Origin of the sequence: Methylobacterium sp. J-077, assembly GCF_022829365.1 — a bacterium.
GTDB lineage: Bacteria > Pseudomonadota > Alphaproteobacteria > Rhizobiales > Beijerinckiaceae > Methylobacterium.
Genome location: NZ_JAKSYJ010000254.1, coordinates 33,322 through 47,626 on the forward strand (window position 1 = coordinate 33,322; position 14,305 = coordinate 47,626).

A 14,305-nucleotide genomic window follows, 5' to 3' on the forward strand; every position below is an offset into this window, starting at 1 on the left:
GCTGCCTCACTCGGCCGGCTGGAGGTGGCGGTCGGGATCGACCGACGGGGCGGGGGTGATGCCGGCGGTGCGGATCGGCGCGCCGGGCTCGATCCCGGATTCGCCCGCATGCGGCGGCTGGGCCATCAGGCGCAGGATGTAGAGCACCCCCATGGCGAACACGGAGAAGTAGATCACCACGAAGGCGGTGAGCGAGGCGGCCACCGCCGGGGCGTGGAGCGGCGAGGCGGATTGCGCGGTCCGCAGCAGGCCGTAGACCGTGTAGGGCTGGCGCCCGACCTCGGTGGTGATCCAGCCGGCGAGCACCGCCACGAAGCCGGCGGGGCCCATGGCCACCGCGAAGCGGTGCAGCGGGCTCCACCGGTAGAGCGCCCCGCGCCAGCGGGCGAGCAGGCTGAGCGCGCCGAGGAGCAGCATCAGCAGGCCGAGCCCGACCATGATGCGGAACGACCAGAACACGATCGGCACCGGCGGCCAGTCCGTCCGGGGCAGGCTGTCGAGGCCGGCCAGTGGCGCGTCCAGGCTGTGCTTGAGCACCAGCGAGGACAGCTTCGGGATCTCCACGGCGTAGCGGATCGTGCCGGCCTCTTGATCGGGCAGGCCGAACAGCACCAGGGGCGCCCCGTCCGGATGGCTCTGGTAGTGGCCCTCCATGGCCATGACCTTAGCGGGCTGGTGCTCCAGGGTGTTGAGCCCGTGGGCGTCGCCGGCGAAGATCTGGACCGGCGCCACCAGGGCGGCCATCCACATCGCCATCGAGAACATCGTCCGGGCGGCTGGGTTGGTGCGGTCGTGCAGCAGGTGCCAGGCGCCGACCGCGCCGACCACCAGGGCGGTCGTCAGGTAGGCCGCCAGCACCATGTGGACGAGGCGGAACGGGAAGGACGGGTTGAACACGATCGCCCACCAGTCCAGCGGCACGAACTGGCCCTCGGCGTTGGTGCCGTAGCCGGCCGGCGTCTGCATCCAGGAATTCACCGACAGGATCCAGAAGGCCGAGAAAAAGGTCCCGAACGCCACCATCAGGGTCGCGGTGAAGTGCAGGCGCGGCCCGACCTTGCTCATGCCGAACAGCATCACCCCGAGGAAGCCGGCCTCCAGGAAGAAGGCCGATAGCACCTCGTAGGCCATCATCGGGCCGAGCACCGGGCCGGTCTTGTCGGAGAAAACCGACCAGTTGGTGCCGAACTGGTAGGACATCACCAGACCGGAGACGACGCCCATGGCGAACGCGATGGCGAAGATTTTTAGCCAATACTTGAACAGGTCCATGAAGACCTGCCGTCCGGTGGCGAGAAACAGGCCCTCCAGTACGGCGAGGAAGCTCGCCAGGCCGATCGAGAAGGCTGGGAACACGATGTGGAACGCCACCGTGAAGCCGAACTGAATGCGGGCGAGGATCAGGGGATTGAGGGTGTCGAGCACGATGGGTCTCCCGACTCGGGATATGCAACTCTGCTTATAACAATTTCAGAAATTTCTGAAAAGTCGATAACCACAGAAGGACAGCGGCGGCCGTGTGGGCCTGGACGCGCGCGGCCAGACACGGCAGGTTCGAGCGGATTCCCCGAACGATCGGGCGCTTGCAAGCACGGTGCCCGCCCTCGGGCCGCTGCGTCGCGCGTTGCGCCGCTCACCGGACACCACGAGACCCGTCGCCCCATGGCCGAACCCATTGACGCCGTCTCCATCGACGCGCCCATCGACCTCGGCGCCGCGCTCTCGGAGCGCATCCGCGGCATCGGCACGAGCCAGATCGGGCTGGTGGCGGATCGCGGCCGGGACGATCCCGACGTGGTCAAGCTCTGGATCGGCGAGGGCGACCTGCCGACGCCGCCCTTCATCGTCGAGGCGGCGCACCGGGCGATGCAGGCCGGGCATACCCGCTACACCACGTCCCTCGGCCTGCCGACCCTGCGGGCGGCGCTCGGCGCCTACCACGCCCGGCACTGGGGCGTGGACGTGCCGGCCGACCGCTTCGCCGTCACGGCCGGCGGCATGAACGCGATCATGCAGGCGGCGCAGGCGCTGCTGGAGCCGGGCGACGAGATCATCATCCCCTCCCCGGCCTGGCCGAACCTCGCCGAGGCGGTCCGCATCACTGGCGGCGTGCCGGTGACGGTGCCCTACCGGATCCTACCGGACGGGCGCTTCGCGCTGCCGCTCTCCGACATCGCGGCGGCGCTGACGCCGCGCACCCGGGTGATCATGGTCAACTCGCCCTCGAACCCTACCGGCTGGACTATGCCGCTCGCCGAGATGACGGCTCTGCGCGACCTCGCCCGCGCGCGCGGCCTGTGGATCCTGTCGGACGAGGTCTACGCGCACTTCACCTACGGCAACCAGATCGCACCGTCGTTCCTGCAGATCTGCACGGAGGACGACCGCCTGATCGTCACCAATACCTTCTCGAAGAACTGGGCGATGACCGGCTGGCGTGCCGGCTGGGTGATCTTTCCCCGGGGGCTGGCGCCGACCTTCGCCAAGCTCGGGCAGTACAGCACCACCTCGATCCCGACCTTCATCCAGCACGCCTGCGTCGCGGCGCTGGACGAGGGCGACGGCTTCATCCGCACCATGGTCGACCGCTGCGCCGAGGCGAGGGCGATCCTGGTGGAGGGGCTGGCGCGCCTGGCCGGCGTGACGGTGGCGCCGCCGGACGGCGCCTTCTACCTCATGCCCCGGATCGCCGGTGACGAGCCGAGCCTCGACCTAGCGTTCCGCCTGCTGCGCGACGCCAAGGTCGGCGTCGCCCCGGGCACCGCCTTCGGCCCCGCGGGCGAAGGCCTGATCCGCATCTGCTTCGCCATCAGCCCGGACTTGGCGCGGGAGGCGGTGCGGCGGTTGTCGGGGGTGTTGGGGAGGGGCTCGTACGGGCGGGCGAACTGATCCGCAGGGCCTACGGTTTCAGCTCCGGGGCAAGAGTGGGGATCCCGCATCGCTGGATGAAACGCAGGTCCCTCTCCCGTGCCGGAGAGGGACAGGGTGAGGGGACAGGTTTGTCCGGTGAGGTCGCCTCCCTCACCCCAACCCTATCCCGCACGGGCGAGGGAGTCCGTCGCGCCTCACGGACGCCGATGTGAGCCTCACAGCGAGGGCGGGCCGCGCGCCTGTCAGACCCGCCCCCCTCCTTCGGCCAATAACCCTCACCGCCCCCAGCGCAGCACCAGCGCATCGTTGCGCTGCGCCAGCTCGATCAGCGCCGCGCGCGTGTCGGGATGGAGCGGCTGGAGCGGCAGGCGGGCGGTCTCGTGGGCGATGATGCCGCCCTCGGCCATCAGCGCCTTGCAGGCGAGCAGCCCGCATTGCCGGTTCTCGTGGTTGATCAGCGGCAGCCAGCGCGCGTAGGCGTCGAGGGCCTCGCTCCGGCGGCCGGCCGCGTAGGCGTCGGTGATCTGGCGGATGCCGTCCGGATAGGCGCCGCCGGTCATCGCCCCGGTGGCGCCGGCATCGAGATCGGCCATCAAAGTGATCGCCTCCTCGCCGTCCCAGGGGCCGACCACCGCGTCGCCGCCCTGCGCGATCAGTTCGCGCAGCTTGCCCGCCGCCCCCGGGGTCTCGATCTTGAAGTAAGAGACGTTTTCGATCTCGCGGGCCATGCGGGCCAGGAACGCAGCCGCGAGCGGCGTGCCCGCCACCGGCGCGTCCTGAATCATGATCGGGATCGCGATCGCGTCCGAGACGCCGCGGAAGAAATCGTAGACGCCGAGGTCCGGCACCCGGATCGTGGCGCCGTGATAGGGCGGCATGACCATCACCATGGCCGCCCCGGCGTCTTGCGCCCGGCGCGAGCGCTCGGCGCAGACCTGGGTGGCGAAATGCGTGGTCGTCACGATCACCGGCACCCGGCCCGCCACATGCTCGAGCACCGCGTGCATCACGGTCTCGCGCTCGGCGTCGGTGAGGACGAACTGCTCGGAGAAGTTCGCCAGGATGCAGATCCCGTGGCTGCCGGCGTCGATCATGAAGTCGATCGCCCGGCGCTGTCCGTCGAGATCGAGGGCGCCTGCGGCGTCGAACACCGTGGGGGCGACGGGGAAGACGCCCCGGTAGGGCTGGGCCGTCGAACGCATGCGCGATCCTCCGCCAAGGCGGGCCGCGCGCCCCGGCTCACAGGGAAGTCCGGTCCGGGCCGATCCCGGGGACACGGGCCCGCCCCGGGATCGGCAACACGCGCGCACTGTGCCGAAGGATCATCCGAGATCAACGGCCGTCCCGGCGCCGGTTCGACAAAAGCCGCGATGTGTTTGCGCGGTGCCGGAGCGCGGGACGGAAGCCTTACGCGGTCAGCGCAACCAGGAATGAGCGTGAGAAATATTATTCCCTACCAACAGCCTGAGGACCTGATCGACGCTCGATCATCCACCCTGCCATCCCGAAGCTAAAGAGCAGAGTTCGGGATCAAAAAACAATTCTTGATCACGGCTTTGCACTGTCGGCAGCTCGGAACATCAGGCTCGCCCGCGGATGCCGAAGGCTTGGCCGCCGCACGGATCGGAAGAACCAACCTGCGGAAAATCCGGAGCCTCTTAGAAAACCTTGCTTTCGGGCGATGGAGCTGCCGCGGCGCGGCGTAGGCGCCAACGGCCGCGCTTGGTATAGGACACTCGGCTTGGTGCTGTCGGTGATGACCCGGCGGTGGGCGGCCCCGATTTTCCTGTTCTTCCCTTCCGGCCCTGCCTCCCAGTCTTCCCGAAGGCGGTCGGGATTTTTCCCGATAATTTCAATAGTATCGATCCGGAGTTCATCATGATACGTGTTGTTTCCGCTTCCTTCGCGGCTGTTTTCGCTGCTGCAACGCTCCTCCTCGGCGGATCGGCACGGGCCGACGACATCGAGGCGATCCGCGCCGCCAAGACCCTGCGGATCGGCACCGAGGGGACCTACGCGCCATTCAGCTTCCACGACGCCTCCGGGGCGCTGGTCGGCTTCGACGTGGAGATCGGCCGCAAGGTCGCCGAGAAGCTGGGCGTCGCCCCGCAATTCATCGAGGGCAAGTGGGACGGGTTGATCGCCGGGCTCGACGCCAAGCGCTACGACGTGGTGATCAATCAAGTCGGCATTACCGGGGAGCGCCAGGCGAAATTCGACTTCTCTGAGCCGTATATCCGCTCCCGGGCCGTGCTGATCACCCGCGCCGACAACGCCGCGATCAAATCCTTCGCTGATCTGAAGGGTAAGAAGTCGGCCCAGAGCCTGAGCAGCAACTTCGCGCGGCTGGCCAGCGAGGCGGGAGCCGAGCTGGTCGGCACCGACGGGTTCGACCAGTCGATCCAGCTGGTCGTCACCGGCCGCGCCGACGCGACCCTCAACGACAGCCTGTCGTTCCTCGACTTTCACAAGAAGCAGCCGAACGCCCCCGTGAAGATCGTCGCCCAGAAGGATGACGCGGACGCCTCCGGCATCCTCCTGCGCAAGAACAACCCCGACTTGAAGGCGGCGATCGACAACGCGCTCGCGGAGATCAAGGCTGACGGCAGCTACGCGGCGATCGCGCAGACGTATTTTGGGGCGGACGTTTCGCGGTAGTTAGATCGTAGCAGGGTTAGGGCAGCCACCGGACACGGGCACCCTGTCGCGCCACGGGCGATCCGAAACCAACCCGAAAAAATCCCGCGCGCGATCCGCGCCGCAAACCCGTATAGACCCTCGCCCGATCCCGCAGGAAACACCGTCCCGTGCCGCACTGGCTCGACCTCATGCTCCAGTCGCTTGGGCCGTTGCTCGAATCCTGTTTCCGGTTCACCGTGCCGCTGACGCTGATCGCCTTCGTGCTCGGGTTGAGCTTGGCATTGGTGATCGCGCTCGCGCGGCTGTTCGGGCCGCGGCCGCTGGCGGCGCTCGCCTGGACCTATGTCTGGATGTTTCGCGGCACGCCGCTCCTCGTGCAGCTGTTCGTGATCTTCTACGGCCTGCCGAGCGTCGGCATCCTGATCGACGCGTTTCCGGCGGCGGTGATCGGCTTCACGCTGAATATCGGCGCCTACGCGTCCGAGATCGTGCGCGCCGCCATCGCGTCGATCCCGAAGGGGCAGTGGGAGGCCGCCTATGCCACCGGCATGACCCCGGCCCAGGCGATGCGCCGCACGATCCTGCCCCAGGCGGCGCGTGTGGCGGTGCCGTCCCTGTCCAACACCTTCATCGCCCTGGTGAAGGATACCTCGCTCGCCGCCGCCATCACGGTGCCGGAGATGTTCCAGGCGGCCCAGCGCATCGTCGCGGTCACCTACGAGCCGTTGATCCTCTATGTCGAGGCGGCCCTGATCTACCTGGTACTGTGCTCGGGCCTGTCCTGGCTTCAGAGCGGGCTGGAGCGGCGCCTCGGACGCTACGGCGGCTACCTGGAGGCCCGGGCATGATCACCCTCCAGGCTATAGAAAAACGCTTCGGCGACACCCCGATCCTGCGCGGCGTCGACCTGACGGTGCCGGAGGGCCAGGTCACGGCGCTGATCGGCCCGTCGGGCTCGGGCAAGTCGACCCTGCTGCGCTGCGTGAACCTGCTGGAGATCCCGCAGGCCGGCACGCTGGTTCTGGGCGACCAGCGCCTCGACTTCCGGCCCGGCGCGCCGCCGCCCCGGCGGGACGTGCTCGCGGTGCGCCGCCAGACCGGCATGGTGTTCCAGAATTTTCAGCTGTTTCCCCACCGCACGGTGATCGAGAACATCACCGAGGGGCTGATCACCGTGGGCAAGTGGCCCAAGGAGGCGGCCGGGGTCCGGGCGCTGGAGCTGCTGGAGCGGGTCGGCCTCGCCCACAAGGCCGAGGCCTGGCCGGCTAGCCTATCCGGCGGCCAGCAGCAGCGCGTGGCGATTGCCCGGGCGCTCGCCCCCTCCCCGCGCCTGCTGCTGTGCGACGAGCCGACCTCGGCGCTCGATCCGGAGCTCGCTGCCGAGGTGGTGGACGTGCTGGCCGGCCTCGCCCGCGAGGGCATGACCATGCTGATGGCGACCCACGACCTGCGCCTCGCCCGCCGGGTCGCCGACGCGGTGGTGTTCCTCGACGGCGGCACCGTGGTGGAGCAGGGACCGCCGGTCGAGCTGTTCGCCCGGCCCGCCGATCCGCGCACCCGCCGCTTCGTCCAGACGCTGCTCGGCGAGGTCGGGGGCTGAGTGCTGGCCGGACAGGCAGTGCAGGCTCAGGAGATCGTCGCAAGTGAACGCGCCGTTCAGGCCGTCGCCCAGCACATTGAAGCCGGTGATGGCGAGCCCGATCGTCCCGGCGGCAGCGGTCGCCGCCAGCCGGTCGCGCAGGCCCTTCCTTCCGGAACCGTTTGGCCGGTCTTGAGCACCCCGACGGCGGCGACGCCCGCCGGTTAAGGCAGGTCGCTGCCCGGGACGAGGGCGCGGCGCAGGGGGATCGAGAACGTCAGGCCGGGTAGCCCGCCCAGCGCGCAGACCGCACTGATCTGCCAGAACGGGAAGCCGTGCCAATGCCCGATCAGCATCAGGCCCGACAGCGCCAGCACGACGTTGCACAGGGTGCCGGCGGAAGCCTGGGTCTGGACGATGCTGTTCTTGAGGATGCTGGCGCCGCCCATCTGTCGGAACGCACCCATCGAGATCAGCGCGGTCCGGATCGAGGACGAGAACGTCCTCCCGGTCTTCAACCCCATAGAGTGGTTGGCCGCCGTGAACACGACGGTGATGACCGCCCCGAGCACGATGCCGCGCAGGGTCAAGTCCACTTGGCAGGCCGGTATCGTCAGCCTGCGGGCGCCCATCGCCCCCCGTAATGTCGTGTCGCACACCGACCGGATCGCGAAGGCTATCCGACCTGCGGTGTTGCGAATGGTTCGGGGTGTTCCAGAGGTGGGGGATCGGCGCGTGGCCGACCGCATTCCGCGCCAATCGAGGCCTGCCTTCGACCTGCCAAGCTGGATCTTGCACGCGAGAGTACGGGCGGTCGTTCGAGATCTATTTGATTTAAATCTTCCCAGTAGTCAGTTCGATAAATGTAAAAAATTTACATTTTCACAAATACAAAATATTCTATACTCCGGTAAGAATGTTACATTGCCGCAGCTTGAGCCGGACCTTATCGAGAGCGGGTTGTTGGCTACGTCAGGGGCGCCGACGATTGAGGGACCGCTTGTGCCCTCGCCCGATATGCATGAGCACCCGTGGCACAGCTTCAGCAGGCCGACCTGCGCAATCAACTCCTCCGGGCGCTGGCGCCGGAAGATTTCGCAGCACTGCAGCCTGGGTTGCGCCCGGAAGACATGCCTGTCCGGCAGGTCTTGATCGCCCCCCACACAAAGATCGAGACCGTCCATTTTGTCGAGGCCGGCATCGTCTCCGTGACGAACGACGGCACGCGCGGCCGGGTGGAGATCGGGCTGATTGGCCGTGAAGGTCTGGTCGGATCCGCCCCCATCCTGCTCGGTGACGACCGCACCCCCTACACGCATTTCGTGCAGGCGGCCGGGCACATGCTGTCGATCGATGCGCGCGAGCTGCTCCGGGTGGCGGAGGAGCGCCCGGCCTTGCGCCTTCTGCTGCTCCGCTACATCCACACCTACTTCGCGCAGACCGCGCAGACGGCGTTCGCCAATGCGCGGGGCAACACCTCAATGCGGCTGGCCCGCTGGTTGCTGATGTACCAGGACCGGAGCGACGGTGACACCGTGAAGGTGACGCACGAGTTCATGTCGCTGATGCTGGGCGTCGAACGGGCTGGCGTGACCACCGCCCTGAGACGGCTGGAGCAGGACGCTTTCGTCCGCAAGCACCGCGGCCTCGTCGAGATCATCGACCGCGAGGGGCTGCTCGGCCTTGCGGGCGACAGCTACGGCATGGCCGAGGCCGAATATGACCGTCTGATCGATGGGCTCGGTGCCGGAGCGAGAGGCTGCAACCCGCTGACGCCCTCGTAGAGACCCTCATAAAACTCCGGAACACGGGCGTCCTCTCATTGCTCGCGACGGTGCAGCGGGCGTTTCGTGACAGGCTACTCCGCCGACACCGGATCGATGCCGGCTCCGCCCGCGTTCTCTTGCAGGCTTACCGTCTCGGGAGGATCGTCGTGGGACTCAGTGCTTTCGTCTTCTTCGTCGTGCCCTGGATGCTCGTAGCAGCCTGGCTGTTCCGATCGTCGGGCGGTTTCAGAATGGGCGTGCCCGCGACGCCCTGGCGAGCGCTGACGGATTTCCCGGAGCCGCAGCGGGACCAGCGGACCATAGTCGACGCCGACGCCGTGCCGAAGGGCGCGGCGAATGATACGGCCGACGACAAGCATCAGCCGTTCCAGGCCGGGTAAGCGGCTGCGAACGACCATCCTCATCATCGCGAACGCAGCGAAGCAACCTGGGGCAGCGTGCGATCTGCGAATGTCGCGTATCCTTGAGCCACCTGCCTCGGCGCGCCGGACCGGAACGGCCGGTCGCCGCGCCCGTCTATCTCCGGGCCTGACGCCCGGACATCGCCTCTGCGGCGATCCATTCGGGAAACCCTGTGCCGTCCGGCGGGTGCCTGACAATCCGGCTTCGACGCCGGAGGCAGCCGAGAGGGCCCGGTCTTGAGCGAGGCGACCTATCCTCCCCTCGATGTGCTCAAGCCCGTGGCCGAGGGCGTCTGGATCGTCGATAGCGGCCCCCTGCGAGTCCTGGGCCTGCCGCTTCCCGTACGGATGACCGTGATCCGGCTCGGCGATGGCACCCTGTGGCTCCACACGCCGACGCGCTACGAGGCGGGCCTGCATCGGGCGATCGCGGCCCTGGGGCCGATCCGCCACCTCGTCGCGCCCAACATCGCGCATTGGACGTTCGTGAAGGCGTGGCAGAGCCATTGTCCGGAGGCCCTGACCTGGGCGGCTCCGAACTTGCGCGAGCGCGGCCCGGTGCGCCGCTCCGGCCTGAGGATCGACCGTGTGCTCACAGATACGGCGGCGCCCGGATGGGCCTCGGACCTGCGCCAGATCGTAGTCCCGGGCGGCCTCGGCTTCCGCGAGGTCGCGTTTTTCCACGGCCGCAGCCGGACGCTGGTGCTGACCGATCTCGTCGTCAACCTGGAACCCGCGAAGATGCCGGCGCTCCTGCGTCCGCTGCTGCGCCTGGCCGGCATGACTGCACCGCACGGCCAGCCGCCGCCCTATCTGCGCTTCGTGATCAAGCTGCAACAGCGCGAGGCAGCGCGGGCGGCCGCAGATATAGTCGCGCGCGAACCCACCATTGTGATCTTCGCGCACGGGCTGTGGTTCGCTCGAGACGGCACCGACCGCCTGCGGCGCTCGCTGCGCTGGCTCGGCGATTTTTCTTGAGCGCGCAAAGGCCTGCCGGCGCTCAAGACCCCTCCCCGGCGGGAGCAGCAGCCTCGGCATCCTCAGTCGCGCCGGAGCCGTCGAGCGACTTGGCCAGCTCCATCAGCACCTCTTCGACCATGGGCGGCCACGGCACCTTCTCTTCGTCCAGGAGCCGCGCCGCCCCGACCAGGGCGTTGATCTGCTCCTCATAGACCGGCCGCTGGACCAGCTGTGCGTATCGCACCCGGGCAGCCAGGGCGGTCGCGAGGCGCTGGACTTCTGCGATCCGTGCGCTCGACGCGCCGGCGCCATCCCGGTTGCCCATGCCTCACCCCTTTCGGATCCTCGCGGGGTCTAGATAGGCCCCAGGACATGTGCGCGGGGCAATCCCGGTCGGCTCAAGTCACTGACGAACATCGTCCCGGGCATCAGGATCGGTTACCAGGCCTGCAGGCTGTGGCCGCCAGCCAAGAAAAAGACCGCGGCGGCGACTATGACCGCGAGGAAGTCGCGCCTCCGCATTGCGGCCCGTACCGGTCGGGGCGGATCGCACGGGGCGCCGGATATCTCGGTCCTTGCGTCCGAGAGGAACCGCGTCAGGCCCTCTGGCAAAGCGCTGCTGACGGCGGGTCGCCTGTATCGGCTGTGCCTCGGCCGATCGAGGCCCACGGCTCGGCGCGTGCTCACGGCGCCCTCAGCTCGACCGGCGCGCATCCTCGATGCGCTGAGGTGCGGCGTCGGCGAGGAGTTTCCGCTTTCCGGATCGATGGCGGACGAAATCGTCCAGCGGCTTGCAGACCGGCAGGCTCGGCGGATCGCTCGATATGGCTATCACGCCGTCCGGCTGCGACAGATCCTCGGGCAGTTCGACCCGCTGGCCAACCAGATAGGCCTCCAGATCGATGAGGCGGTGACGCAATCGCCAGATATCGTTCTCGACGCCGTTCAACTGAACCAGCAGATCGGAGACGGTTCCCTCACGGGCCGCGATGGCTGACAGGACGCTGGCCCGCTCGTTCAGCAGCACAGCCTTGACGGTCGGGTTCATGCTGAGCCCCTTGATCATGACGGTGCCAGTAACCGGCCTTACTGCTTAGCCAGCAAGCCTCAAAAGGGATGAGCCGATACCCCGGATGGCGGGGCCAGGTTCTCGGCAACTCGGGACCCCCTCCATGATGAGCCCGGCCGCTCGACCGTTCCCAAGCGACGGAACTTTCGACCGACAGGTGCGTCGGCTCCACGCAGACGAAAAGCGCCGAGCGGTTATCATGCGCGCGCCCTTGAAGATCGCCACGCTCGTCATTCTGGCCTTGGGCAGCCAGCCAAGCTGGGCCCAATCCATAAGCCAGACTGGAACCGGCGGCGGTCCGGCCACGGCCGCCAAGGCACCCCACACCGCGGCCACTGGGCAGACGGTGCCGAACCCAAGCGCGCTCGGCCCCAAAGAGACCGGCAGCATCGAGCGGCGTAGCCCAGTCGAGCAACGCAACGACGCGATCACCCGCGGCATCTGCATCGGCTGCGCACACGATTAGCGGCCCGTTAATAGGGCAGAGGTCTTCTAGCTCTCTGCCCGCAGGCTCTTGATGATGCGGCTGGCGATCTTGCGCACGGCGGCGTCGTCGCGCGCGGCGCCCTCGGCCCGGTCCCATAGGTGGTCCAGGCTGCGGTCGAGTTCGTCCAGCAGCTCCGGGTGGCGCTGGGCCAGGAAGCGGATCGTGCCGAACAGCAGATGTTCGGTCGCAATCTCGTGCCGACGGGCGTCGGCAACTTGGTCCAGCGGGTCAGATGTCGAGTCGCTCATGGCAGTCCAACGATCCGCGCTTGCGCCGGTTCAGCGACCCCGGCGCGGTGCGACGCCGCGTCCGGCGGACGCGGTGAGGCGTAAGGTCGATCTCCTGATCGGCGTCTTCAGCGCCGGAGGCCGCCGATCCAGGCCGTAAGCGGCTGCACGAACGCTTCCCAGGTCCGGGACCAGACCGTCCCGGATCGGCCGTCATTCGGGGGGCCGGCCGCCATGAGTGACGCCACGAAAGCGTCCTCCTGCACCTTGCATTCGTCGAGGGCGTTGCGCTCGTCACCGGCCCGGCTCTGGCCGGGAGGCTGGTGTGCGTAGGAATCCCGCAGGCAGCGGTGCCAGGCCAATTCGAGCGCCCGCGGATCGGCCGGCGCAGCCGCCGGTGCGGCCGATCCGACGTCGGTCAGGACGAGCATCGCGAAGAGGCTGAGCACGGGCATGCGCATGCCGCCTGTATGCCTGATTCGGCGGTGCTCTGCCTAGAACGAACGAGCAACAGTACCGGGTCCGGCACCCGTCCGAACAAGCGCAGCGCTAAGTCCTTGATACCATACGTGCCACTCGACAGCCGGTCGGCGCCGCATCGGCTTTCTGGGTCCTGGCCGCCGAACTGCAACAGCCGCCGGCCCACCGCCTCTATATGCGGGAGGTGTCGACGCAGTGTTACGGGACCCGAGGCGCAGGATGGACAAGCGGATGCTGAGCCTGGTGCGGGTCGCGGCCTGGCTCCTGGTGGCGGCGATCGTCGCCGTCACGCTGGTGCCGATCGGCCTCCGCCCGGTGGTGACGGCCAACCCGGGCATCGAGCGGGCGGCCGCCTACGCGCTGGCCGGCCTCCTCCTGACACTGGGCTACCCGCGGCGCTGGCCCTGGATCCTGCTCGGGGTCGTCCTCCTGGCCGGCGGCCTGGAAGCCGGCCAGACCCTGACCGGCACCCGCCACGGCCGGTTCAACGATTTTCTCGTGAAGGCGGCGGCCGCCCTCTTTGGCTGCCTCATCGGCCTCGCAGTAGCCTCCTGGGTGGACCGGCGTTCGCAGGCGCACACGAGCGGGTTAGGTTGAATCTGTCGAGCTTCCCGAACGCTCCTGTCCCTGACACTCCTGCGAGGTGCTGTCATGTTCGACGCAGGCAGGCTCACGGGCGGTTCTGATTTCGGAGAACGGGGACGGGCAATCCGATCCTGCTCGTCGAGGCAGAGAAGCCGCGGTGGTTCAGCCGCGGACATCTGACCAAGCCGCGCTGGCGCGATGCCCGATTGCTTGATCTGGCTGAGGCGCCGTTGCGTGCATTGATGACCCTGGAGCGCCGCTACTGGGCGGAATACGGGTCCGCTCCAACGCGGCGGGCGGCCGTGCCGCCGGTCAAGCGCGGGGCGATCCCCACGCCGATCGGGCGCCCCGCCAACGCCTGAGCAATGACGGCGCGGAAGGGCGCGGGCCGAGCTTGAAGGACAGGGCTCGGCCCGCCTGCCGTTCGGCTTCGTGCCCCTCGAAGCCGCAGCGACACCTCGAAAGACCACGGGACGGTTAAGACATCCTGAACGGCGACGCGCCGCACGCGGACCAACGCGCGTCGCGCCTGGGGCGACCACCGCCGCAGGGGGATCATCACTTTATTCTGGTATTCAACAGATACATCGGTCGATATCGGGTGCAATCACCTGTTTTTGCACAGATTGGCGCTTGACTACTGGCAGCCAGAGCGATGTTCATCGCATAGTCCCGCTGTGAGAGCCGCCTATGAAAGACGACACCGCGTTTCCGCAAGACGATGAGGTCGATGTCATCGCTCTGACCGCCGACATCGTGTCGGCTTACGTGTCCAACAACTCCGTGCCGATGCCCGAACTGCCGACCCTGCTGGCGCGTGTTCACGAGGCGCTGACCGGCCTGGGTCAAGCGAGCACGCCTTCCGAGCCGGAGCCGAAGAAGATCACCCCCGGCCAGGTCCGGAAGTCGATCACCCCCGACGCGCTGATCAGCTTCATCGACGGCAAGCCGTACAAGACGCTGAAGCGGCACCTCACGGGGCACGGCCTCACCATCGAGACGTATCGGGAGCGTTTCGGCCTGCCGCGCGACTACCCGACGACGGCGGCCAATTACTCGGCCATGCGCGCCGAGTTTGCCCGGACCGCGGGTTTGGGCCACAAGCGCCGGAAGCCGGCTCAGAAGGCCGCCGAGCCTGTGGAGACCGTCGAGGCGCCGGCAAAGGCCGCCCGGGCCCGCAAGCCCAGGTAGGATTACACGCAGCCCAGAAACGAGCGAC

General features: G+C 68.0%; 17 protein-coding genes and 1 pseudogene. 11 read left to right on the top strand and 7 right to left on the bottom strand.

The genetic code is table 11. The annotated features are described in order from the left end of the window. Positions 1–6: 6 nt before the first annotated feature. Positions 7–1,425 (bottom strand): cytochrome ubiquinol oxidase subunit I, encoded by a 1,419-nt coding sequence (locus MKL11_RS32135; RefSeq protein WP_243951281.1) that lies wholly within the window; start codon positions 1,423–1,425, stop codon positions 7–9. Positions 1,426–1,662: 237 nt separating this feature from the next. Here MKL11_RS32135 and MKL11_RS32140 point away from each other — a divergent pair, with 237 nt between their 5' ends. After that, complete coding sequence (locus MKL11_RS32140) at positions 1,663–2,889, top strand: pyridoxal phosphate-dependent aminotransferase (RefSeq protein ID WP_243951283.1); 1,227 nt, start codon at positions 1,663–1,665, stop codon at positions 2,887–2,889. 257 nt (positions 2,890–3,146) lie between these two features. On the opposite strand, the gene MKL11_RS32145 is transcribed toward MKL11_RS32140, so the two are convergent. Then, positions 3,147–4,073 carry a dihydrodipicolinate synthase family protein gene (locus tag MKL11_RS32145; RefSeq protein WP_243951285.1) on the bottom strand — a complete coding sequence of 309 codons (927 nt, stop codon included), beginning with the start codon at positions 4,071–4,073 and terminating at the stop codon, positions 3,147–3,149. A gap of 676 nt (positions 4,074–4,749) precedes the next feature. On the opposite strand from MKL11_RS32145, the gene MKL11_RS32150 reads away from it, so the two are divergent. The 3 genes from MKL11_RS32150 to MKL11_RS32160 all read left to right on the top strand — a co-directional run bounded on the left by MKL11_RS32150 (position 4,750) and on the right by MKL11_RS32160 (position 7,111). Then, entirely contained in the window at positions 4,750–5,529 is a 780-nt protein-coding gene (locus MKL11_RS32150; protein ID WP_243951287.1) for an amino acid ABC transporter substrate-binding protein, read from the top strand. A gap of 149 nt (positions 5,530–5,678) precedes the next feature. Next, positions 5,679–6,359, top strand: a complete 681-nt coding sequence (locus tag MKL11_RS32155; RefSeq protein ID WP_243951289.1) for an amino acid ABC transporter permease — start codon at positions 5,679–5,681, stop codon at positions 6,357–6,359. Beyond that, on the top strand, positions 6,356–7,111 hold the full coding sequence (locus MKL11_RS32160) for an amino acid ABC transporter ATP-binding protein (protein WP_243951291.1): 756 nt from the start codon (positions 6,356–6,358) through the stop codon (positions 7,109–7,111). Before MKL11_RS32155 ends, MKL11_RS32160 begins: the two co-directional genes overlap by 4 nt. Before the next feature lie 48 nt (positions 7,112–7,159). Here MKL11_RS32160 and MKL11_RS32165 read toward each other — a convergent pair. After that, positions 7,160–7,722: pseudogene (locus MKL11_RS32165) on the bottom strand (OPT/YSL family transporter); the annotation flags it as partial. A gap of 399 nt (positions 7,723–8,121) precedes the next feature. Between MKL11_RS32165 and MKL11_RS32170 the strand changes: the two are divergent. The 3 genes from MKL11_RS32170 (at position 8,122) to MKL11_RS32180 (ending at position 10,256) form a co-directional block, all read left to right on the top strand. Continuing rightward, positions 8,122–8,874 carry a Crp/Fnr family transcriptional regulator gene (locus MKL11_RS32170; RefSeq protein ID WP_243951293.1) on the top strand — a complete coding sequence of 251 codons (753 nt, stop codon included), beginning with the start codon at positions 8,122–8,124 and terminating at the stop codon, positions 8,872–8,874. Positions 8,875–9,023: 149 nt separating this feature from the next. Continuing rightward, positions 9,024–9,257: a hypothetical protein gene (locus MKL11_RS32175; RefSeq protein WP_243951295.1), complete on the top strand. Its 234-nt coding sequence runs from the start codon at positions 9,024–9,026 to the stop codon at positions 9,255–9,257. Positions 9,258–9,515: 258 nt separating this feature from the next. Further along, on the top strand, positions 9,516–10,256 hold the full coding sequence (locus MKL11_RS32180; RefSeq protein WP_243951297.1) for a DUF4336 domain-containing protein: 741 nt from the start codon (positions 9,516–9,518) through the stop codon (positions 10,254–10,256). A 22-nt stretch (positions 10,257–10,278) separates the two neighbouring features. Here the strand turns inward: MKL11_RS32180 and MKL11_RS32185 are convergent, their stop codons facing one another. Both MKL11_RS32185 and MKL11_RS32190 read right to left on the bottom strand, forming a co-directional pair. Continuing rightward, positions 10,279–10,563 carry a hypothetical protein gene (locus MKL11_RS32185; protein WP_243951299.1) on the bottom strand — a complete coding sequence of 95 codons (285 nt, stop codon included), beginning with the start codon at positions 10,561–10,563 and terminating at the stop codon, positions 10,279–10,281. A gap of 369 nt (positions 10,564–10,932) precedes the next feature. Beyond that, entirely contained in the window at positions 10,933–11,304 is a 372-nt protein-coding gene (locus MKL11_RS32190) for a hypothetical protein (RefSeq protein ID WP_243951302.1), read from the bottom strand. Between the two features lie 202 nt (positions 11,305–11,506). Between MKL11_RS32190 and MKL11_RS32195 the strand changes: the two genes are divergently transcribed. After that, the gene (locus MKL11_RS32195) at positions 11,507–11,773 is read left to right on the top strand and encodes a hypothetical protein (RefSeq protein WP_243951305.1); all 267 of its coding nucleotides are present in this window, start codon (positions 11,507–11,509) and stop codon (positions 11,771–11,773) included. Positions 11,774–11,799: 26 nt separating this feature from the next. Here MKL11_RS32195 and MKL11_RS32200 read toward each other — a convergent pair whose 3' ends face one another. Beyond that, positions 11,800–12,042, bottom strand: coding sequence for a hypothetical protein (locus tag MKL11_RS32200; protein ID WP_243951307.1), 243 nt, complete (start codon positions 12,040–12,042; stop codon positions 11,800–11,802). A gap of 107 nt (positions 12,043–12,149) precedes the next feature. Then, positions 12,150–12,482, bottom strand: a complete 333-nt coding sequence (locus MKL11_RS32205) for a hypothetical protein (RefSeq protein ID WP_243951309.1) — start codon at positions 12,480–12,482, stop codon at positions 12,150–12,152. 238 nt (positions 12,483–12,720) lie between these two features. Between MKL11_RS32205 and MKL11_RS32210 the strand changes: the two genes are divergently transcribed. The 3 genes from MKL11_RS32210 to MKL11_RS32220 all read left to right on the top strand — a co-directional run bounded on the left by MKL11_RS32210 (position 12,721) and on the right by MKL11_RS32220 (position 14,277). Further along, positions 12,721–13,098, top strand: coding sequence for a hypothetical protein (locus MKL11_RS32210; protein ID WP_243951311.1), 378 nt, complete (start codon positions 12,721–12,723; stop codon positions 13,096–13,098). Positions 13,099–13,292: 194 nt separating this feature from the next. Next, positions 13,293–13,448, top strand: a complete 156-nt coding sequence (locus MKL11_RS32215) for a hypothetical protein (RefSeq protein ID WP_243951314.1) — start codon at positions 13,293–13,295, stop codon at positions 13,446–13,448. 328 nt (positions 13,449–13,776) lie between these two features. Continuing rightward, positions 13,777–14,277: a MucR family transcriptional regulator gene (locus MKL11_RS32220; protein ID WP_243951316.1), complete on the top strand. Its 501-nt coding sequence runs from the start codon at positions 13,777–13,779 to the stop codon at positions 14,275–14,277. Positions 14,278–14,305: the final 28 nt, after the last annotated feature.